At 58.5% G+C, this 21,096-nt stretch carries 19 protein-coding genes, 4 tRNA genes and 1 pseudogene; 13 read left to right on the forward strand and 11 right to left on the reverse strand.

Annotated elements, in window-relative coordinates:
- From OQK_RS17935 to OQK_RS17960, 6 genes are all read left to right on the forward strand, one after another.
- The coding region (locus OQK_RS17935) for a DHHA1 domain-containing protein (protein ID WP_038861056.1) at positions 1–549 on the forward strand (549 nt) is incomplete at its 5' end.
- A 90-nt stretch (positions 550–639) separates the two neighbouring features.
- Positions 640–1,881 (forward strand): aspartate kinase, encoded by a 1,242-nt coding sequence (locus OQK_RS17940; RefSeq protein ID WP_016773595.1) that lies wholly within the window; start codon positions 640–642, stop codon positions 1,879–1,881.
- A 187-nt stretch (positions 1,882–2,068) separates the two neighbouring features.
- Positions 2,069–2,257 (forward strand): carbon storage regulator CsrA, encoded by a 189-nt coding sequence (csrA, locus tag OQK_RS17945; protein ID WP_002554426.1) that lies wholly within the window; start codon positions 2,069–2,071, stop codon positions 2,255–2,257.
- A gap of 62 nt (positions 2,258–2,319) precedes the next feature.
- Positions 2,320–2,410: transfer RNA gene (locus tag OQK_RS17950), tRNA-Ser, on the forward strand.
- Between the two features lie 107 nt (positions 2,411–2,517).
- Positions 2,518–2,594 (forward strand) — tRNA-Arg (locus tag OQK_RS17955).
- Between the two features lie 72 nt (positions 2,595–2,666).
- A tRNA-Arg gene (locus OQK_RS17960) sits at positions 2,667–2,743 on the forward strand.
- A 19-nt stretch (positions 2,744–2,762) separates the two neighbouring features.
- Here the strand turns inward: OQK_RS17960 and OQK_RS17965 are convergent.
- Positions 2,763–3,275, reverse strand: a complete 513-nt coding sequence (locus OQK_RS17965; protein ID WP_016773596.1) for a hypothetical protein — start codon at positions 3,273–3,275, stop codon at positions 2,763–2,765.
- A gap of 321 nt (positions 3,276–3,596) precedes the next feature.
- On the opposite strand from OQK_RS17965, the gene mgtE reads away from it, so the two are divergent.
- Positions 3,597–5,039 (forward strand): magnesium transporter, encoded by a 1,443-nt coding sequence (mgtE, locus tag OQK_RS17970; protein ID WP_016773597.1) that lies wholly within the window; start codon positions 3,597–3,599, stop codon positions 5,037–5,039.
- Between the two features lie 256 nt (positions 5,040–5,295).
- Here the strand turns inward: mgtE and OQK_RS17975 are convergent, their stop codons facing one another.
- A complete protein-coding gene (locus OQK_RS17975) occupies positions 5,296–5,622 on the reverse strand; it encodes an Arc family DNA-binding protein (protein ID WP_003178899.1) in 327 nt (108 codons plus the stop codon).
- Positions 5,623–6,010: 388 nt separating this feature from the next.
- Here OQK_RS17975 and phnN point away from each other — a divergent pair, with 388 nt between their 5' ends.
- Entirely contained in the window at positions 6,011–6,580 is a 570-nt protein-coding gene (gene phnN, locus OQK_RS17980) for a phosphonate metabolism protein/1,5-bisphosphokinase (PRPP-forming) PhnN (protein WP_016773598.1), read from the forward strand.
- Here phnN and OQK_RS17985 read toward each other — a convergent pair.
- Both OQK_RS17985 and OQK_RS17990 read right to left on the reverse strand, forming a co-directional pair.
- Positions 6,555–6,734, reverse strand: a complete 180-nt coding sequence (locus tag OQK_RS17985) for a PA3371 family protein (protein ID WP_016773599.1) — start codon at positions 6,732–6,734, stop codon at positions 6,555–6,557. The genes phnN and OQK_RS17985 overlap by 26 nt on opposite strands.
- Positions 6,735–6,754: 20 nt before the next feature.
- Positions 6,755–6,988 carry a hypothetical protein gene (locus OQK_RS17990; protein WP_016773600.1) on the reverse strand — a complete coding sequence of 78 codons (234 nt, stop codon included), beginning with the start codon at positions 6,986–6,988 and terminating at the stop codon, positions 6,755–6,757.
- 298 nt (positions 6,989–7,286) lie between these two features.
- On the opposite strand from OQK_RS17990, the gene OQK_RS17995 reads away from it, so the two are divergent.
- Positions 7,287–7,363 (forward strand) — tRNA-Arg (locus OQK_RS17995).
- A gap of 75 nt (positions 7,364–7,438) precedes the next feature.
- Here the strand turns inward: OQK_RS17995 and OQK_RS18000 are convergent.
- The 3 genes and pseudogenes from OQK_RS18000 to OQK_RS31445 all read right to left on the reverse strand — a co-directional run.
- Positions 7,439–11,575 carry a CheR family methyltransferase gene (locus OQK_RS18000; RefSeq protein WP_016773601.1) on the reverse strand — a complete coding sequence of 1,379 codons (4,137 nt, stop codon included), beginning with the start codon at positions 11,573–11,575 and terminating at the stop codon, positions 7,439–7,441.
- A 184-nt stretch (positions 11,576–11,759) separates the two neighbouring features.
- Entirely contained in the window at positions 11,760–12,752 is a 993-nt protein-coding gene (locus OQK_RS18005) for a hypothetical protein (RefSeq protein ID WP_238537220.1), read from the reverse strand.
- An 87-nt stretch (positions 12,753–12,839) separates the two neighbouring features.
- Positions 12,840–13,055, reverse strand: a pseudogene (locus OQK_RS31445) (lysozyme inhibitor LprI family protein); the annotation flags it as partial.
- Positions 13,056–13,329: 274 nt separating this feature from the next.
- On the opposite strand from OQK_RS31445, the gene OQK_RS18010 reads away from it, so the two are divergent.
- From OQK_RS18010 to OQK_RS18025, 4 genes are all read left to right on the forward strand, one after another.
- Positions 13,330–14,934, forward strand: a complete 1,605-nt coding sequence (locus OQK_RS18010; RefSeq protein WP_016773603.1) for a tetratricopeptide repeat-containing response regulator — start codon at positions 13,330–13,332, stop codon at positions 14,932–14,934.
- Positions 14,931–15,623: a sensor histidine kinase gene (locus tag OQK_RS18015; protein ID WP_016773604.1), complete on the forward strand. Its 693-nt coding sequence runs from the start codon at positions 14,931–14,933 to the stop codon at positions 15,621–15,623. Before OQK_RS18010 ends, OQK_RS18015 begins: the two co-directional genes overlap by 4 nt.
- 307 nt (positions 15,624–15,930) lie before the next feature.
- Complete coding sequence (locus tag OQK_RS18020) at positions 15,931–17,172, forward strand: glutamine synthetase family protein (protein ID WP_177318494.1); 1,242 nt, start codon at positions 15,931–15,933, stop codon at positions 17,170–17,172.
- 69 nt (positions 17,173–17,241) lie between these two features.
- A complete protein-coding gene (locus tag OQK_RS18025) occupies positions 17,242–18,630 on the forward strand; it encodes an MFS transporter (protein WP_016773606.1) in 1,389 nt (462 codons plus the stop codon).
- 73 nt (positions 18,631–18,703) lie between these two features.
- Here the strand turns inward: OQK_RS18025 and OQK_RS18030 are convergent, their stop codons facing one another.
- The 4 genes from OQK_RS18030 to flgA form a co-directional block, all read right to left on the reverse strand.
- Positions 18,704–19,450, reverse strand: coding sequence for a flagellar brake protein (locus OQK_RS18030; RefSeq protein ID WP_016773607.1), 747 nt, complete (start codon positions 19,448–19,450; stop codon positions 18,704–18,706).
- An 89-nt stretch (positions 19,451–19,539) separates the two neighbouring features.
- Positions 19,540–20,007: a flagella synthesis protein FlgN gene (locus OQK_RS18035; RefSeq protein ID WP_016773608.1), complete on the reverse strand. Its 468-nt coding sequence runs from the start codon at positions 20,005–20,007 to the stop codon at positions 19,540–19,542.
- Between the two features lie 48 nt (positions 20,008–20,055).
- Positions 20,056–20,382, reverse strand: a complete 327-nt coding sequence (gene flgM, locus OQK_RS18040; protein WP_016773609.1) for a flagellar biosynthesis anti-sigma factor FlgM — start codon at positions 20,380–20,382, stop codon at positions 20,056–20,058.
- A gap of 162 nt (positions 20,383–20,544) precedes the next feature.
- A partial coding sequence (gene flgA / locus OQK_RS18045; protein WP_016773610.1) for a flagellar basal body P-ring formation chaperone FlgA occupies positions 20,545–21,096 on the reverse strand: 552 nt, incomplete at its 5' end.

Genomic DNA, 21,096 nt, shown 5'->3' on the forward strand with positions numbered 1-21,096 from the left:
CGTATCGAGGCAGTCACCGGTGCTGCGGCGCTGGCCTACTTGAACGCGGCGGAAGAACAACTCAAGGAAGCGGCCAGCCTGGTCAAGGGCAGCCGCGACAACCTGATCGACAAGCTCTCGGCGGTACTGGAGCGCAACCGTCTGCTGGAGAAACAACTCGAGCAGTTGCAGGCCAAGGCAGCCAGCGCTGCGGGCGACGATCTGTCGGCCTCGGCGGTGGACGTCAAGGATGTGAAGGTGCTGGCCGCCCGTCTGGACGGTCAGGATGGCAAGGCGCTGCTGGCGCTGGTCGATCAGCTGAAAAACAAACTCGGCCGCGCAGTGATCCTGCTCGGCGGTGTCCATGAGGAAAAGGTCGTACTGGTTGCAGGCGTAACCAAGGACCTGACTGGCCAACTCAAAGCCGGTGATTTGATGAAACAGGCTGCTGCGGCAGTGGGCGGGAAGGGCGGTGGTCGTCCGGACATGGCGCAGGGCGGCGGTGTCGATGCCGCTGCGCTGGATGGCGCGCTGGCGCTGACCGTTCCATTCGTCGAGCAGGCTTTATAAGACGGCTCGCCGGGCTCGCAGTCTAGTGGCGGGCCCGGCGACTGTTCGAAAGATTATTGGGCGCCCTTCATGGGCAGAGGCGGCTTTGAAATGGCTTTGATCGTACAGAAATTTGGAGGCACCTCGGTCGGCACTGTCGAGAGAATCGAGCAGGTCGCCGACAAGGTTAAGAAATTCCGCGATGCCGGCGATGACCTGGTGGTTGTGCTGTCTGCAATGAGCGGCGAAACCAACCGTCTGATCGATCTGGCCAAGCAAATCAGTGGCGAGGCACAACCGGTTCCGCGCGAGCTGGACGTGATCGTGTCCACCGGTGAGCAGGTGACGATTGCCCTATTGGCCATGGCGCTGATCAAGCGCGGTGTGCCGGCGGTGTCGTACACCGGCAATCAGGTACGGATCCTGACTGACAGTGCGCACAATAAAGCGCGTATCTTGCAGATTGATGACCAGAAGATTCGCGGTGATCTGAAGGCTGGCCGTGTGGTGGTTGTCGCCGGTTTCCAGGGCGTCGACGAGCACGGCAACATCACCACCCTCGGTCGCGGCGGTTCCGATACCACCGGCGTGGCACTGGCGGCGGCCTTGAAGGCGGATGAATGCCAGATCTACACCGACGTCGACGGTGTCTACACCACCGACCCGCGTGTGGTGCCGGTCGCTCAGCGTCTGGACAAGATCACCTTCGAAGAGATGCTGGAAATGGCCAGCCTCGGTTCCAAGGTGCTGCAGATCCGTGCGGTGGAATTCGCCGGCAAGTACAACGTTCCGCTGCGCGTACTGCACAGCTTCAAGGAGGGTCCGGGCACCCTCATTACTATTGATGAAGAGGAAACCATGGAACAGCCGATCATTTCCGGCATCGCTTTCAACCGCGATGAAGCCAAGCTGACCATCCGTGGCGTGCCAGACACCCCGGGCGTGGCATTCAAGATTCTCGGCCCGATCAGTGCCGCGAACATCGAAGTCGACATGATCGTGCAGAACGTCGCGCACGATAACACCACCGACTTCACCTTCACCGTGCACCGCAACGACTACCAGGCCGCACAGACCGTGCTGGAAAACACCGCTCGCGAGATCGGTGCTCGTGAAGTAGTCGGTGACACCAAGATCGCCAAGGTCTCGATCGTTGGCGTCGGCATGCGTTCCCACGCAGGCGTGGCCAGCCGCATGTTCGAATCCCTGGCAAAAGAAAGCATCAACATCCAGATGATCTCGACTTCGGAAATCAAGGTGTCCGTAGTGATCGAAGAGAAGTACCTGGAACTGGCCGTGCGCGCGCTGCACACGGCTTTCGAACTGGATGCTCCGGCCCGTCAGGGCGAGTAATCCGCTTCTGTGAAGGGCGCGGTCTGACCGCGCCCTTTATTTTTGAATGGCGCGAGCCCCGGAACTGTTCTTTTGCTCGCGCTGGTCAATACTCAGGCAAGTAGGGCTACGATCGCTGCGGTTGTAGGTCGGGTGCCTTTTTTTTGCAGACTGTTGTCCCTGAAATGAATGGCGTAAGGAGAAAGGTATGCTGATTCTGACTCGTCGGTGCGCGGAAAGCCTGATTATCGGTGACGGCGAAATCACCGTGACCGTGCTCGGCGTCAAAGGAAACCAGGTGCGTATCGGCGTCAACGCTCCGAAAGAGGTTGCGGTGCACCGTGAGGAAATTTACCTGCGTATAAAGAAAGAGAAGGACGAAGAACCAAGCCATTAATTTTTATCGATTTTTATGTTTGCAAACGGGGAAGAAGCTGGTTAATATACGCCCCGTGTTGCGGAGAGCTGGCCGAGTGGCCGAAGGCGCTCCCCTGCTAAGGGAGTACACCTCAAAAGGGTGTCGGGGGTTCGAATCCCCCGTTCTCCGCCATTATTTGCTTAGTACGTCGTAATCTGGCTTCTTCTGTAAGTTGTTGAAATTACTAGAAAAAGTGGTTGACATAGAGATTAGACGGCCTATAATGCGCGGCAACAAATGCACTCGTAGCTCAGCTGGATAGAGTACTCGGCTACGAACCGAGCGGTCACAGGTTCGAATCCTGTCGAGTGCACCATTTAAGAGTTATTTGCTGTAAGGTGAGTAACTCGGCTTCAGCCAGTTGTGGTCTGGTTTAAAAACACAAAATGCACTCGTAGCTCAGCTGGATAGAGTACTCGGCTACGAACCGAGCGGTCACAGGTTCGAATCCTGTCGAGTGCACCATATACCAAGAAGCCCGCGTTTAACGCGGGCTTTTTGCTGTCCGGGATTTGGCTTTTCCCTTCACACAGCCTCTTTCATCAAAATCAAATTGAGCACTGCGGCCTCGCTTGAGGTCGTAACGATAGCTCGTGGTCGACGTGCGCGTGTTGATCTTGTCGGGCTTGCCCAGTGCGCTTTCGACGTCCCGCTGGCTCATGCCGGCAATCACTCGCCGATTGATGATCGCTTCGCGCCGCTGCCTGTTATCGATCAGGTTTCCACATTTGTGTTCGGTGCCACCGACGATGCCCGGTTCGCGCCCGCTGTCTTTCATGCCGGAAACGGCTTCGTGATTGAACTCCGGCATGATTGCGACCCAGCCGGGTGAATACGGGTGGACCTCCTGAATTGAGAGTTGCTCGCCAGTTGCGCAGCTCATCGACGTAAACGTGACGCTGCCGTCAGCGGCCTGGCAACGATGAAGTGTGGTGGCGTTGGCAGGCGTGGTGTGGAGCAGGGCGGTCAGTAGATATAGCGCGGGTTTTGCAGGCATTCGATGTCCTCCATGACGATCTACGCTCAAGGGTAGTCGCTGCTTTTTGCATTGCCGGTGTGTTTTCTTTTCAAGATGAGTCGTCGCATTTGCACGGGTCAGGCAGGTGCTCAGGTTTGTTTCGCAAGCGCTTGTTTCAGCCGTGATTTTTTCAACGTTTTAAACCGTCAGGCGTGTATCATTGCGCCCGTCAGCCCCGCCGGGGCTTATGGAAATCCTCCATGGACTTACCCAGTAGTTGTTCAGTAAACCGTTTCACCAATCATGAATTGACTGATTGATCCTTCCGGCGTGCCCCGCTGCTGGGAGTGGAGTTCGCCTATGTCCGAAATCGAAGTAAAGAAAACACAGGAAAGCCTGCAGGACCGCCTGGCTCAGGTCGTCGAGTTGTTGCAGCGCCAACGTGTCGTTGAAGACCTGACTCATCGCCAGGAAGGTCCGCACCACGACCGCGTGGAAAACCTGGTTCACCGGCAAAACCTCGTCGAGCTGCAACGCAAACTCGATGATCTGCACTCCGCCGACGTCGCCTACATCCTTGAAGCCTTGCCGCTGGACGATCGTCTGACGCTCTGGCAACTGGTCAAGGCTGATCGCGACGGCGACATTCTTCTCGAAGTATCCGATTCCGTCCGGGAAACGCTGATCGCCGACATGGACGATCATGAGCTCCTGGCTGCGGCCAAGGACATGGACGCCGACGAACTCGCTGACCTGGCCTCCGAGCTGCCGCGCGACGTTGTCCATGAGCTGATGGAAAGTCTGGATAACCAGCAGCGCGAACGCGTGCGCTCGGCCCTTTCCTATGACGAGGATCAGGTCGGTGCGCTGATGGACTTCGAGATGGTGACGATCCGTGAGGACGTCAGCCTTGAAGTGGTTCTGCGTTACCTGCGTCGCCTGAAAGAGCTTCCCGGTCATACCGACAAACTGTTCGTGGTCGATTACGACGGCGTGCTCAAGGGCGTGCTGCCGATCAAGCGTCTGCTGGTCAACGATCCGGAGAAGCAGGTCGCCGAAGTCATGGCCAGCGATCCGGTCAGTTTCCATCCTGACGAAGACGCCTACGACGCCGCTCAGGCATTCGAGCGTTACGACTTGATCTCGGCGCCGGTGGTCGACAAGAACGGCAAACTGATCGGCCGTCTGACCATCGACGAAATGGTCGACCTGATCCGTGAGGAAAGCGAAAGCGAAGTCCTCAACATGGCCGGTCTGCGCGAAGAGGAAGATATCTTCGCCTCGGTATGGAAATCCCTGCGTAACCGTTGGGCGTGGCTGGCGGTGAACCTGATCACTGCATTTGTCGCATCGCGGGTGATCGGTCTGTTCGAAGGTTCGATCGAGAAGCTCGTGGCACTGGCGGCGCTGATGCCGATCGTGGCGGGTATCGGTGGCAACTCCGGTAACCAGACCATCACCATGATCGTGCGCGCCATGGCGCTGGATCAGGTCAGCACCGGCAACACCTCGCGCTTGATGCGCAAAGAGCTGGCGGTCGGTTTGATCAACGGTCTGGTCTGGGGCGGGGTGATCGGTGTGGTCGCGTACATGCTCTACGGCAGTTGGTCACTCGGCGTGGTCATGACGGCGGCGATGACGCTCAATCTGTTGCTGGCGGCGTTGATGGGCGTGTTGATCCCGATGACGCTGGCGAAGATGGGGCGCGATCCGGCGATGGGCGCCAGTGTGATGATCACCGCGATGACCGACAGCGGTGGCTTCTTCATCTTCCTCGGGTTGGCGACAATCTTCCTGCTCTGACCTTGTGCAATGAAAAGCCCGTCAAATCGACGGGCTTTTTTGTGCCTGCCAAACAGATATGAGCGCAAGTACAAGTAACCGTGGCGAGGGGATTTATCCCCGCTGGACTGCGCAGCAGTCCCATTGTTTTTGGGGCTGTCATGCAGCCCAGCGGGGATAAATCCCCTCGCCACACTCAATTGCCAATCGGCCATCTGTCATATTGCGGGCAAAAAAAAGCCAGCAATCATGCTGGCTTCAATATGCTCGGTATAACTCAGGACGCGTCAGCGGCCATTTCTGCGTCGTGTGCGATCAGCGACACCAGGGCGTTCTGCTGACGGTGCGACAGCTGACGGAAGCGTTGCAACAGCTCGCGCTCGTGCAGCGACAGCTCCGGGCTGTCCAGGCGCATGCTCAGCTCTTCGCCCAGTGCGCCTTCCTGAATAAGACTCTGCTCAAGGCGCGCAATGATCTCGGAGTTCATGCTGCGATGATGATTGCGAGCCACCTCGGCAATGCGTTCACGCATTCCGTCTGGCAGACGTACGACAAACTTGTCAGCCGTACGGCTGGAATAAATTGCCTGTTTCAATGGGCGCATATATTTAACCGGTTAGTTCAGGGGAGCGGTTCTCGGGATTGGCCGCAGGATGTGTGGTAGGACAAGCATCCGGACCAATTGGTTCAACCTGAATTGTTAAGAGGCCGGCATCATGCCTCAAAATTGCCAGATCATTGGCGTCAATTCTGTGACAAATATTGAGCCGGGTAAAGGCGTAATGCCAGCACCAGTTGTCAGAAATGCGGACTGGTTGGAAAACTTTCCATCCTTGCGTATCGCTGCCCGTTTTCGCATGCACATCTGTTGATGTCCGAAGACCTCAGAACGTGCATGCTATGCGGCTCGCTATTCTTGATCCCTATGTGTACAGGATAGTGGCAATTTGCCGATTTACTAGAGGCAGGACCCGTCGGAGGGCGTTTACAGGATGGATGGCAAGCTTTTTTACCTGATGGGGCCGTCCGGTTCGGGCAAGGACAGCCTGATCGATGCATCGCGTGAGCCACTGCGGGTGTTGAACTGTGAAGTAATGCGTCGGGTGATTACCCGCTCGGCGGAGTCCGTCGGCGAAGATGCAATCGGCGTGACCCCTGAAGAATTCGAACGGCGACAGCACGCCGGCGCTTTCTCCCTGGCCTGGCAAGCCAACGGCCTCTCCTACGGCATTCCAAGGGAAATGGATGAATGGTTGCAAGCGGGCCGGCACGTACTGGTTAACGGGTCAAGAGCGAACCTGCGTCAAGCAATGGAGAAGTATTCAACCCTGGTGCCGATTCTGCTGACAGTCAACGATGAGGTCCTGCGCAAGCGCTTGCTCAGCCGTGGTCGGGAGACCCCTGAGCAAATCGATGCGAGGCTGGCTCGCAATGCGTTGTTCAAAGACCGAAGATCCAGCGACAGCCCCGTTCATCAGATCGACAACTCTGTTGACCTTGCTATCGCGGTCTCTTCGTTATTGGAGTTAGTTCGGCTCAACGCAGAACCGGATCGAACTTGATTTTGCGCCCTGCAATCAGCGCCAGCACAAACAGCACCGCAAACACGCCACAGCCAACCAGAGGCAAGGTGACTTCCGTCTCCTCGAACAGCGCCAGGTGGGTAACGCCACTCAGTAAAGCGAGGATCAGAAATCCTGTCGCCGATTTGGACATGTTGTACTCCTGAAGATATTTCAAAAAACCAGACGTTCGGTGGTTGGCGCCGAGGCTTGCTCAGGCTCGCTGACCATTTGTGTAGAAGCGTCGCTGCGATCACTCAACACGGCCCACTGCGGCGCTTTCTGCACTTGCAGGTAATGCGGCATGCGCTGCGCCACTGGCTGCTCAACGTCAGCCTTGGGAAAAAAATGTGATCCGAGCAAGACAGCCAGAGCCGCTGCGTTTGCAAGCAAGAGGGTGCTGTTCATGGCACGACGCTCCAAATTGTTCTTTTTGATAGAACAGGCATAGCAGTCGCCGTGCCAACAGTGTAACGGCTGATAAGTCCTTTAAAAACAAGGGGTTGGTATGTTTTTTTCGGCGACGCTGATTGCAATCTGCAATGACCGCATTTCCGCGCAGTGCAAATTGCCCGGTAAAAGTTCCCGCAATCTTCCAGGGCGCTTGCCTACACTTAAAAAGCCCTACGGACGACATGACAAAACAGGGGCTGGCCGTTAACATGCACGCCGTCTGTCGCACCGTGTACAGGCCGCGTCGATCAGTGTCTCAGTAGCTCAATTGGATAGAGCATCCCCCTCCTAAGGGGAAGGTTGCAGGTTCGAACCCCGCCTGGGACACCACCTCTTCAAAAAACAAAAAGCCCCGTCGCACTTACTCGTGCGGCGGGGCTTTTTGCGTTGGAGCGCTGGCGAGCTTTACAGCAACTCCGAGCGGCGCATCGCCTCGATGGTTTCAATCAGGTCGTCGTACGCCACTGGTTTACCCAGATGCTGATCGAACCCGGCTTCACGGGACTTCTGCATGTCGCTCTGAGTGCCATAACCGGTGAGGGCGATCGCCGGTACGTTTTTCGCCAGCGGCAGCTTGCGCATTGCAGCCATCAGTTCATAGCCGGTCATGACCGGCATGCCGAGGTCGGAGATGATCAGATCGTAGCGCGTGCTCTCAGCGGCTTTCAGCGCTGCCACCGGATGATCGAAGGCCGTTACGTCGGCGTCTTCCATCTCCAGCAGCAGCTTCAAGGTCTCCAGCACTTCCGGCGAGTCGTCGACCAGCAGAATACTCAAGCCATCGAGCTTGCCGGAAACCGGTTCAACCTCGGCTGTTGCAGCGGTTTCTTCGACATCAGTCGACAGCGGCAGGCGAACGGTAAAGGTACAACCGGCGCCCAGCCCCGGCGAAGCAACCTTCACCGTGCCGTGCTGGGCTTCGGTCAGTTGCCGCACCAGTGACAGGCCGATGCCCAAGCCTTCACGTTGATGGTTGGTGTGCTGTTTTTCCGCCTGGCCGAACAGATCGAAGACGTGTTCGAGGTTTTCCGCAGCGATGCCGACGCCGTTATCCTTGACGTCCAGTTGCGCCATTTTCCCGCTCTTGCTGGCGATCAACTCAATGCGCCCGCTCGGTGGTGTGAACTTCAAGGCATTGTTGACCAGATTCCAGATGATCTGCTCGACCCGTGTCGGGTCGGCATGAATGATCAACGGTGCTTCAGGCAATTGCAGGTCGATGCGCGTGGCATGCTGCTCATTGAGCACTACCGTGTGGATGTCACGCAGAACCGCGCTCAGATCGACACGCGCCAATTGCAGTTTGAGCTTGCCGGTGCGCACCCGTGCTACATCAAGCAGGTCGTCGATGATCCGCGCCTGACTGTTCACCGCATCGCAAATGGTGTTGACCGCTTTGGTCGCCGGTCCGGCGGTGCGGATCATTGGCAAACGGCGCAACAGTTCTGCATTGAGCTGGATCAGGTTGAGCGGGTGCTTGAGTTCATGGGACATGACCGCGAAGAACTCATCACGCAGGGACACCGTATTTCGCGTCTGCGCCAGTTCCTTGCTCTGTTCATCCTGCTGGCGCTTGTGCCCGGTCAGGTCGCGGGCGATTTTCACATAGCCTTGCAAGCGGTCGCCGCTGAGCCGGGTGACCTCGCCGCTGCAGAAGAAACGGCTGCCATCCTTGCGCACATGCCAGCGCTCATCCTCCGAGCGCCCGTGCTGACGAGCCGTGGACAGTTCACTTTCAGCCATGCCGGCAGCACGGTCTTCGGCTGTGAAGATGAAATCGTAGTACTGACCTTCGGCCTCGTTTTTGCTGTGGCCAAAGATCAGTTCAGCGCCTTTGTTCCAACTGGTGATCGCACCCATTTCATCGAGGATGATAATCGCGTAGTCACGCGTACTCTCAGCGACCAGGCGCATGCGTTCTTCGCCCAGGCGCAGCTCTTCCTCGGCTTCGCGGCGTTTGCTGATGTCGATGAAGGTCAACACGGTGCCGTCGATGTGGTCTTCGCTGGAGCGATAAGGCAGCAAGCGGGCGATGTACCAGCGGTTATCGGTACTGTTGACCTCGCGTTCGATCATGTTCAGCGATTCGAACACTTGCGCCGCGTCCTCGGTCATCGCCGGGTAATTCAGGCGATGGGTGATATCCAGCAGTGAACGGCCGGTGTCTACCGGCAACATGCTGAAGATGTCGGTGGCGCGCGGCGTGAACCATTTGATGCGCATGCTGCGATCGACGAACACCGTAGCAATATCAGTAGAAGCGATCAGATTGGTCAGATAATCGTTGATCTTGTCGGTTTCTTCGACTTTGGTCTTCAGCTCGTAGTTGACCGTCAACAGCTCTTCATTGATTGACTGCAACTCTTCCTTGCTGGTCTCGAGCTCTTCGGTGGCCGAGCGCAGTTCTTCGTTGATCGCCTGCATCTCCTCGTTGGAAGCCTTGAGCTCTTCGCTGGAGATTTCCGACTGTTCGATGGTGTCCTGCAAATGCAATTTGGTGCGTTGCAGCTCACGTTCCAGATTCGAGAGCACTTGGCTTTCAGTCTGCAGCACGGTGGTCAGCGCCTGCTCGTGCGCGTCGATCTCCGTTTCATCGAAGGTCACCAGCACGCACTCGCTGTCGAAGTCGTCGTCCTTGTATGGCTGCGCAATCAGCGTGATGCGGTACTGACGCTCCTCGCGCTTGAGCAGCACTTCACGCGAGCGCACGGTGAGGTTGCTTTGCTGCACCTGGAACAGCGTCGTGCGGATTTCCAGGCGCAACTCCGGCAGGATCAGCGTCAGCAAGTTGCGTGACAGCTCGCCGCCGACATGCCGCAGGAAGCGCCCGGCGGCTTCGCTCATATGAAGGATATCGGCGTTGGTGTCGACGATAATGCTCGGCGGGGCGAAGCGTTCTATGGCGCGGCGGTGGATATCGGCAAACGACAGCTTGACGGGCTCGATGGCTTTCGATGGCGGTCGGGAAACGCTGGTGCGCATGTAACCGCCACGCGGCATGGTCGGGGTGCGGCGGCTGTTCGCGGTACCGGTCTTGGCGCGGAAGATGCGGTTGCGCTTGTCCACGGGCGCGAACAGTTCGTGGCAGGCATCGGCGCTTTCCGAAGTGCCGAGAAACAGGAAACCACCCGGTCGCAGGGCGAAGTGGAACATCTGCAGGATTTCCCGCTGCACCTCGCGATCCAGGTAAATCAGCAGATTGCGGCAAACGATCAGGTCGATCTGCGAGAACGGCGGATCGGACAACAGGCTGTGCTTGGCGAACAGCACTTTCTCGCGGATTTCCTTGCGGATCCGGTAGTGGTCATCGTCTTTGACGAAATAATGCCGAAGGCGTGTTGGCGGTACGTCGGTGACGATGGCTTGCGGATAGGTGCCGGCGCGGCCGGTGGTGATCGCGCGTTCGTCGATATCGGTGGCGAACACTTGCAGGTTGGCCTTGCTGCTTTGTACCTGCATCTGATCATCGAGCAGGATCGCCAGGCTGTAGGCTTCTTCGCCGGTCGAGCAGCCGGCAGACCAGATGCGCAGTTCTTCTTTTTCCGACGAGTCGGCAACCGATTGCACCAGTTGCGGCAGCACATCGCGCTCAAGGGCTTCGAAGGCTTCGCGGTCACGGAAGAAGTTGGTCACGCCGATCAGCATATCGCCGAGCAGGGCCTTGGATTCTTCCGGGGTATTTTGCAGGTAGTCGTAATAAGCGCCGAGGTCAGACTGGCTGGTGACCTGCATGCGCCGCTCGATGCGGCGCAGCACGGTGGCGCGCTTGTAGTGTTTGAAATCGTGACCGGTGCTGCTGCGCAGGTACAACAGGATTTCATGCAGGCGTTGTTCGGCGATCGACGCTTCGTGTTCGTTTGCAGGCTTCAAGGCTTTCAAGTCGGGATCATTGGCGCTGGGTAATTTGATGTTCTGAGAGTTGCGCCACAGCTCCATCAGTTTCTGCGGCATCTCGACCACTGGCAGTATCAGATCGACCATGCGCGTCTCGATGGCGGCACGCGGCATGCCGTCGAACTCGGCGTCTTCCGGCACTTGCACCAGCGTCACGCCACCCTGTTCCTTGATTCGCGACAAGCCCACCGCACCATCGGAACCGGTGCCTGAAAGCACCAGGCAAAAAGCCCGCTCGCGATGCACATCGGCCAGATCGCGGAAGAACAGGTCGATGGCAGTGTGGCGCGCTTGCGGTGAGCCAGCGGGGCTGACGCGCAGGTAGCCGTCATTCATCGTCAGCGAGTGCGCCGGAGAAATCACGTACACGCAGTTCTTTTCGATCGGCACCGGCTGCGTCACTTGCAGCACCGGCATGCGCGTCGATTCCTGAATGATCTGGTCGGCGATGCTCTGGTGATCGGGCGACAGGTGCAAAATGATCACGAACGCCATGCCACTGTCCTTCGGCATATGCTCGAAAAACAGCTTGGTCGCTTGCAGGCCGCCCGCCGAGGCGCCGATGCCCACCACGGGGAAATTCAGGTGGCTGGGTGTCAGGTCCTTGCGTTCGGGCGCAGAGGGCGAGGCAGGGGTTTTCGAGGTCATCACTTCGGCCTTTTTTGTGGCGGTACAAGCGTATCGCGGACGTCCGGGGGCGCAGGTAATTGCGCAGAATAAACCTCATTTGCGAATCTGCCTGCACTTTTGAAGGACAAATGTGCTGTCTGTGTTTTTGACATCCGGTGATTGGCAACCGTGCCGATTAATTTTCCGACGTGATGATCGGTGGTCAGTCGTCGTTGATTTCGACTTTGCCAAGGCTCCCACTGACCTCGGTTACATGCCGACGGCCGAAGACTTCGTAGGTAGTCCCGCTGGCCTCTACGCCCGGCTTGCGCACGGCCAGTTGGGCGAATAACCCAGTCTTTTCGCTGTAACTGCCGAACCAGTCAATCAGCGCCCCGATGTAGCATTCGCCGCCGATCATTACCGGCAAATCGGTGATCTTTTCGATGGTGTAGTGCCCTGGACCGTAGCTGTAGTAATCGTCTTCGCCGGCGCCCGTCGGAGGAATGGGGCAAAGGGGCGCGTCAGGGTTTGAGCCCGATGCGACTTTCGTTGCCTGAGTGATGGCGTGGTCGAGTGCCGCGCGCAAATCCGCTTCGAGCGCATAGGTGCTGGTGCCGTCTTCCGTATGTTGCGTGGTTGGCACTTTCAGGGAGTAAGCGTAACGCACAGACACCGTCGGTACCTGACGGTTGATCTTCAGCGGATTGAGCAGGTACAGATTATCGACACCATAGGCGCCGTTTCGGTAAGCGGCATAAATTCTGTCGTGAAGCCTGATCCAGCTGATTGCCTGATTAGCGCCACGGTCGTTGGTGTAGAACAGCGAGCTTTCCGGCTCGACCGATCTTTTGACGAACCGCTCGCCCGTGCGGCGCCAGGTTTCCACGTAGGTGAACAAGCCGGTGCCGCCTGCGTATGTGTCGACGATAAGGTCGCGCTGGCCATCATTGTCCAGATCCAGCAGTGCGTAAGAAGTCCGTCCGGTCTCGGCGGCGCCTCCGATGCTTGAGGCTTTCAATGCTTGCCACTCATCCTCGCTCACGCCTTTGGGATGCGACTTGGGGAAGTTGGTTTGCTCGCCGTAACTGTCGACTGGATCGCCCGCGAACGATGTCTGCGAAGACTCCAAAGCCCGTGCGGCCAAGGCATGTTCCAGCGCAAATTCCGGGTGGTTTTTGCTCTCGGCACGAATGCTTTCCTGCAGATCGTTCATCGCCTGAAGATCCACGGCGTCCGGCTGCCACATTGCGGCTTGCGTCCACTGTGCCTGCAATGCTTGCAGGCGCTGGCGGTAGCTGCCATCCAGGCAAGCGACATCGACTGCGCAGGCATTGCGGGTTTTTAGCCAGGCGCGCTGGGTGCGCTTGAGCTCAGGTTGCGTCGCTGTGGCAGATGTCATCAGTTGGCGATACAGCGTGCCCATCTGCGCGTCGAGCTCATAAAGCGGTTTATTCGCGCAAATCGTGTTTTCCACGTCGTTCGCCGCTTTGGTGCAGTCCATTGCCGCCGCACTCATTGGCTGGATAAACAGCAGCAAAAAGGCCGACAGGATGTAGCGTCCCTTGATGTACACGATTCAGTCCCTATGAAAATCCTTGAGCAGGCGCGCAGAGTAATACTCCAGGCAACATTCTTGAAGCACCACCCTCAGGCCCCGGGATTTTTGGCCGATAACCCGAACGGTGAGTTCAGACTCCAGCGAAATCGCTTGATGGCGCATGGCCTCCGGCTATCATCTGTGCGCCTGAAATCGCCTCGGTTCGTTTTCTTCAATTGCCTGGAAATCTTCGATGTCGTCGTATCACCAAAAAAGCTTTCTGATCGTCGATGATTTTTCCGATTTCCGCAGTTCCGTGCGTTCGATGTTGCGTGAGCTCGGCGTCAAGGATGTCGATACTGCCGACACTGGCGAGCAGGCGCTGAAGATGTGCTCGCAGAAGTCCTACGATTTCATTCTGCAGGACTTCCACCTCGGCGACGGCAAGAAGAATGGCCAGCAGGTGCTCGAAGACCTGATGTCGGAAAAGCTCATCAGCCACGAAGCCGTTTTCGTCATGGTCACCGCCGAAACCAGTCAGGCGATGGTGCTCAGTGCGCTGGAGCATGAGCCGGATGCGTACCTGACCAAGCCGTTCAACCGTTCCGGGCTGGCCCAGCGCCTTGAGCGTCTGGAGCAACGCAAGACGTTGCTCAAACCGATTCTGCAAGCCCTTGATCGCGGTAAGCCGGTCGAGGTGCTCAATGCCTGCATTGCCCTGTGCAAACAGGACATCCGCTACTCGCCGCTGTGCCTGCGTTACCGCGCCGATGCGCTGCGCGACATGAATCAGAACGAAGCGCTGGAGCGGCTCTACGACGGCATCATTGCCGACCGTCCGTTGCCGTGGGCCTTCGCTGGATTGGGCAAGTTGCTGTTCAAACGCGGGCAGGTCTCGCAGGCCAAAGAGGTCTATGAAAAGGCCTTGAAAGTGTTCCCGATGATGCCGGCGCTGTATGACGGCATGGCCGATGTGCTGGTGGCCGAAGGCGACAGCAAAGGCGCGCAGCGGGTGCTGGAAGAAGCGATCCGTCTGTCGCCGCTGGCGGTGCGCCGTCAGGCTTTGCTCGGCAAACTGGCGATGGCCAACGAAGATTTCGAAACCGCCTCGCGTGCTTATCGTCAGGCCGTGGCGCAGGGCGCGCAGTCGCGTTTCAAGGACCCGGAAAGCAATCTCGGCCTGGCGCACGCGCTGATCAGCAAGGGCAGCGATCGCGGCCTCGACACGCGCACGCGGCTGGAGATCAACACCACCCTCAGCGCCGTGGCTAAAGAAAACCCGAGCGATCCCGGCCTGCAAATTCGCGCGCGGCTGATGAAAGCCACGAGCCTATTGCTCAACGACGCTGAAACCGCCGACAAACTCACCGAACAAGCACTGATGCGCCTCGATGGCATGGAGCAATTCATGAGCCCCGAGGCGGCGTTGCTGGTGGCCAAGCAGTTGCAGATGCTCGGTCAGGCCGAGGCGGGCACTTCGATGCTCAAAAGCTGCGCAGAGATCTACGGCGATGACCCGGCGGTGATGAAAGACATTGCCAAGCTCACCGACGATCCGACGATTCTCAGTTCGAGTAACGCTGCGGCCGATCTCAACCGCCAGGGCGTGCGCGTGTACAAGACCGGCAATCTGGTCGAGGCCCGCGAGGTGTTCCGCAAGGCGCTCAAGCTGCAACCGAAAAACATCAGTATTGCGCTGAACCTGGCCCAGTCGCTGCTGCACGGCACCGACACCAGTGTGCCGTCGGCGGAGCTGGAAGAATGTCGGGCCTGCCTGAAACTGGTGGGCCTGATGCCCGACACCGACGCGCGTTTTGCGCGTTATCAGAAGCTGAAAAGCAAGGCGTTTGGCGAATGAACCCAATTGATCCGGCGCTGGATTTTTCCACGGTGATTGCCTCCACCGTCCACGACATGAAGAACTCCCTGGCCATGCTGATGCAGGCGCACAGCCAATGGCTGGCGCGTCTGCCGAAAGAGCTGCGCGACGGCTCGGAACAGGGCGTGATCGACTTCGAGTTCGCCCACCTCAACGGCATGCTCGTGCAGTTGCTCGGGCTGTACAAACTTGGCGTGAATCAGTTGCCGCTCCAGCCGGCGTATCACGAACTCGACGATTTCATTGAGGCGCAACTGGCCGCGCATCAGGAAGTGTTTGCCAGTCGCGGCATCATCGCCACCTATGAAGTCGATCCGTTGAGCCCGCTGGGTTTCTTCGATCGCGAGCTGATCGCCTCGGTGCTCGGCAACTGCATCAACAATGCGATCCGTTACGCCCGCGAGTCGTTGCTGATTACTGTCAGTGATGAAGCCGGGCAACTGGTATTGAGCATCAATGACGATGGCGACGGTTATCCAGCAGAGATGCTCGAGCGTCAGGCCGATTATGTGCAGGGCATCAATCACAGCAGCGGCAGCACCGGGCTGGGTCTGTATTTCGCCAATCGCATCGCCGCGCTGCACCAGCGCAACGGCGTGGAAGGGCGCACCGAAATCAGCAATGGCGGGCCGTTGGGTGGTGGGGTGTTCAGCCTCTACTTGCCCTGAGGTCTGGTGTAGGAGCTGCCGAAGGCTGCGATCTTTTGTTTTTAAAAAGCAAGATCAAAAGATCGCAGCCTCGTTGCACTCGTCGGCTCCTACGGCTCCTGCACAAGATCGGGATTTTTGTGGGCGCTGCTTGATATTCCGAACAGCCGCAGCCTATTTTGTCCGGGTCGCCGTTCGCGGCTCGCACAACAACAAGGATTGCGTCATGACAACCGATGGCCAGGGTTCACTCGCGCAGCGATTGACCGGCATTGATGAGATTGAATGTGTCACCCCGGATCTGAACGGTGTGCCACGGGGCAAGGTGATGACCGCCGAGGGTTTTCTCGAAGGGCGGCGTTTGCAGTTGGCGCGGGGTGTGCTGCTGCAATGCATCATGGGCGGCTATCCGCCGGCGCGGTTCTACGGCAGCGATGACGGCGATCTGGCGCTGGTTGCCGATCCTGCGCAGATTCACCGTTTGCCCTGGAGCGACGAGCCGCGCGCCATGGCGATTTGCGACGCCGACGAACTGAGCGGGGAGAGCTCCAGTCTCTCGACCCGTGGCCAGCTCAAAGCGGTCATCGCCCGTTACGCCGCGCACGGTCTGGCGCCGGTGGTGGCGACCGAACTGGAATTTTTTGTCTTCGCACCCAATACCGATCCGACTCAGCCGTTCCGTCCGCCGGTCGGCCTCGACGGCCGTCGCGAGGATGGCCAGTCGGCGTTCAGCGTCAGTTCCAACAACGGCCTGCGGCCGTTCTTCCGCGAAGTGTATAAATGCATGGCCGCCCTCGGCCTGCCGCGCGACACCTTCATGCATGAAATGGGCGTCAGCCAGTTCGAGATCAATCTGCTGCACGGCGACCCGCTGCTGCTGGCCGATCAGACGTTCCTGTTCAAGCACCTGCTCAAGGAGGTCGCGCTCAAGCATGGCCTGAACGTGGTGTGCATGGCCAAACCGCTGGCGCATACGCCGGGCAGCTCGATGCATATTCACCAGAGTATCGTTGAGATCGGCAGCGGCAAGAATGTCTTCACTGACTCGAACGGCGAGCCGACGTCGATGTTCCGCCACTTCATCGGCGGGCAACAGGCAGGCCTCGCCGATTTCACCGCACTGTTTGCGCCCAACGTGAATTCCTATCAGCGCCTGTGTCATCCGTACGCGTCGCCGAACAATGCCTGCTGGTCCCATGACAATCGCGCCGCCGGCTTGCGTATTCCCGCCAGCTCGCCGGTCGCACGTCGGGTCGAAAATCGTCTGCCGGGCGCCGACGCCAATCCGTATCTGGCCATCGCCGCCAGTCTGGCTGCGGGTTTGCATGGTATCGAACAGGAACTGGAGCCGAGCGCGGCAATCCAGGGAGAATTCGCCGTGCCGGATAATCTGGCCTTGCCGTGTACCTTGCACGCCGCGCTGGAGCGTCTGAAACGTAGCCAGTTGGCGAGGGAACTGTTCGGGTCGGAGTTCATCGAAGGCTACATCGCTTCGAAGACCATGGAGTTGACCAGCTTCTTTGATGAAATCACTCCCTGGGAGCGCCGTGTGCTGGCCGCCCAGGCCTGACGTATCGCTGCTGCCGGGCTGTCGTTCTGAACGCCCGGTATTTACTGCAAGGAGCCGCTCGGAACGCCGATGCGCCAAATCTGGAAATCCTTTCGAGCGCTGTATTTCGCCTCGCTGATGATGTTGATCGGCTCAGGCCTTCTTTCTACTTATCTGGCTTTGCGTCTGGCTGCCGACAATGTCGACGGGCTGTGGGTCGGTGCGCTGATGGCGGCCAACTATTTCGGTCTGGTGCTGGGCGGCAAGATCGGCCATCGCCTGATTGCCCGGGTCGGGCATATCCGTGCCTACTCGGCGTGTGCGGGGATCGTCGGCGCCGCGGTGCTCGGCCATGGGCTGGTGGACTGGCTGCCGGCGTGGCTGGTGCTGCGGACGATCGTCGGTCTGGGCATGATGTGTCAGTACATGGTCATCGAGAGCTGGCTCAACGAGCAGGCCGACGCCAATCAACGCGGCCTGGTGTTCAGCGGTTACATGATCGCCTCGTACCTGGGCCTGGTGCTGGGCCAACTGATTCTGGTCATGCACCCCGCCCTCGGCCTGGAACTGCTGATGCTGGTCGCGCTGTGCTTTGCCCTGTGTCTGGTGCCGGTGACGCTGACCCGGCGGATTCACCCGGCGCCTCTGCACCCGGCGCCGATGGAGCCGCGATTCTTTATCAAGCGTGTGCCGCAATCGCTGAGCACGGTGCTCGGCGCCGGTCTGATCATCGGTTCGTTCTACGGTCTGGCGCCGCTGTATGCCTCGCAACAGGGGCTCACGACCGAGCAGGTCGGTCTGTTCATGGGTAGCTGCATTTTTGCCGGCTTGCTGGTGCAGTGGCCGTTGGGCTGGTTGTCCGACCGTTATGACCGCGCGCTGCTGATCCGCTGCTTTGCCGGGTTTCTGGCGGTGGCGGCGTTGCCGTTGGCGATCATGCCGCAGGTGCCGCTGGAGGTGCTGTTCGTCGTCGGCTTCTTCTGTTCGCTGGTGCAGTTCTGCCTGTATCCGCTGGCGGTGGCGTTCTCCAATGATCACGTCGAAGGCGATCGCCGGGTGTCGCTGACCGCCATGCTGCTGGTGACTTATGGTGTTGGCGCGAGCATCGGGCCGCTGCTGGCGGGTGTGCTGATGAAGTTTCTCGGCAGTCAGAGCCTGTATGCGTTCTTCAGTTTCTTCGCGTTGGTGCTGGTCTGGCGGATTCGTCCGAAAGCAGTGACCAACCTGCACCAGGTAGACGACGCACCGCTGCATCACGTGGCAATGCCGGACAGCATGTCGAGCTCGCCGCTGGTGGCGGCGCTTGACCCGCGTGTCGATGAGCAGGTGGTGCAGGAGCAGATGGTCCAAGACCCGGCGCCGGTCACTCCTGAGCCTGAGCCTGAGCCCGAAGCGCAGCCGGAAGCAGTCGTTGAAACCGAACTGGACAGCGGCAATGACGATAAGCCTGCGCCGGATATCAGCGGTGGCAGGCCCTGAATCGAAGGTAAACATCGGCGCATAAAAAAGGGCAGTCCTGTGCGGGACTGCCCTTTTTATTGGTCACTGCGACTCAGAGATCGTCTTTGTCGAAACGCCGTGCTTCACGCTGCAACTGGTAAACGAAACGCTCGACGTTGCGCGCAGCCTGGCCACTGATGTTGTGGAAGCGCAGACCGGCGAAGGTGATGTTGAGTTTTTCTTCGAAATGCAGATAGCGCAGTTCGACCGATGTTGGCTGGTTGCCGAACAGCGGCGGGGCGATCAGGCGATCGTAGACCTGGCCCAGTTGCAGGCGATCAGTGATGTCGCCTTCGAAGCGGAACTTGCAACCGGTCGCAGAAATATCCAGCAGCTTGCCCTGCAGAGGAACCTTGAGCTTTTCGCCGCCCAGTTCAACGCTGACCAGATCGGTGAGCTTCAACGCAGCGCGGAAGGCGTTACGGCGCTGGTGATAGACCACTTCGCTCGGCAGGTCGCCGGTGTAGAAACGGTCGCCGTCGGATTCTTCGATGTTCAGCGTGCCGTTGCATTCCCAGGCGATGCGCACGCCGTCATGAAAGCCTTCGACCTTGAACGGTTCGCCAGCCTGGAGGAAGCGCTCTCCATCGCGCGGGATCATTTCGTCCAGCGCGATCGTTGCGGTTTCGCGGTCGACCTTGATCAGGTAACTCTGAAAACGCTGGCTGCGTTCATGGAAGGTGATGATCAGCGGATCGTGGCTGTCTTGCAGCTGGCGCAGGTTGCTGGAGATTTCCAGTGGCGTGGTGAGCACCTTCGGAGGCTGCGGAGCATCATCCGCGCTTAGGGTGTTGGACACGGTTCTTCAATCTCCAGACAAAATAAGACGACTGGCCAGTATTTTGCCAGCATGTTGCGCAAGTGGATAGTGCAGGGCCAGCGAATGGCTCATGCCTGGCTGAGCGTTCGCGGCTTGACCGGTTTGGCAAAGGTGCCGCTGGCGTCGTACAGCGCTGGCGGCTCACCGCCGGTGAGGATCTTCAGCTGGTTGGCCGTAGTCGCCTGCTGGATCTGGATCGACTGGCCGTTCTTGATGTTGGCTGCCTGGCATTGGGCGATCAGCGCGGTCAGGGCATCGCCCTGGGTCAGCAACTGGTCGCCAATGCTCGACTGGCTGGCCAGTTGCTCAAGACCTGTGCGATCGGTCGGCAGGTTGAGGCTGGCGAGGATTTCGCTGCGCTTGCGGCCATGCTGCTCGAGCAGAATGATCAACGCTTGCTTGGTCGCCAGAATTTCTTCCAGCAACGGCATGTCGCGACCATGCAAAGCGAGGGATTCGGTTTGCAATAACTCCAGCAATTGTTGCGCTGGAGCAAAGTCGTCGTTGATCAGTTGCAATAAGTTAGTGTCGTGCATGGCTGGCCTTGGGGTTTAAGCGTCCAAAAGCCTGGCGCCGGCAAAAGCCTAGCGCTGGGCTTCGAAGTTGAGCAGTTTGCTGGCTACACGGTTGCTGTCGACTTTATAGCTGCCATCGGCAATCGCGGCTTTCAACTCGGCCACTCGGGCTTTGTCGACAGCAGGCTGATCGCGCAGCTTGTCAGTGACCTTCTGCAACTGTTGAGCCTCATTGCTGAGGTGTACCGACTCCCCGCTTTTGGCGACATTGGCCTGTTCGGCCTGGGTATTCAGCGGCGCGGAGGGGCTGTTTTCAGCGCTTTCCTTGGCGTTGCTGGTACGTGTGCTGCCGGTTAGTGACGAGGAACTGTTCAATCGGTTGAAATCGATAACCATGATAAAAAACCTCTGGGAATTTGGACGCTTGCCATGTTTTCGGCTATCCCCTGAAAAACTTTAGGCCCAATCAACCATAAGCTTGCATGCGCCGTTGCGAGACCTGCTGCGGCACAGTTTAGGGAAGCGACGGGATCGGCGCCAGTTTTCTCCACGAGGCTTTTACATGGCCACTTCGACCTGTCCCGGCGCAATCACCTGCGCCTTGATAACTCTTTGAGAATTAAGGTTTTTTACTCGAATCTGTTCTTTCATGCCGCCATTGGAGAGCGCTTCCCCCGGCATGCGTACGGCAAGGGTGCCGCTGCGCGCAGTGATCACCACCTGGTCACCCTTGCGCACCACTTCGGCCTGTTCCAGATGCACCAGTGTGATGACCTGATCGGCGACCGTTGGTCGGGTAAGTTTCTGCCCGATCGCTTCGTCGACCGAGGTCAGGAAACCCTGGTTGATCGTGCTGACGTCGCGCTCGCGCAAGGTCACATCCTGCGGCTCGATAATGCCGGCGCGTTTCAGCGGACGAGTGGTCGTCACGATCTCGCGAAACAGGCGGACTTGAGCGGGTACGAACACCGTCCAAGGCGAACTGCCTTCGCAGCGAACCTTCACCGTGACGCGGCCCAGCGGGCGTGCCGGGCTCTCCAGCGTGGCTGTCAATTCCTTGTCGCACATGGGCATGCGCATGCGCGGGTCGAGCTGGTTGACTTCGATTTC

Origin of the sequence: Pseudomonas sp. R62, assembly GCF_000257605.1 — a bacterium.
Lineage (GTDB): Bacteria > Pseudomonadota > Gammaproteobacteria > Pseudomonadales > Pseudomonadaceae > Aquipseudomonas > Aquipseudomonas atacamensis.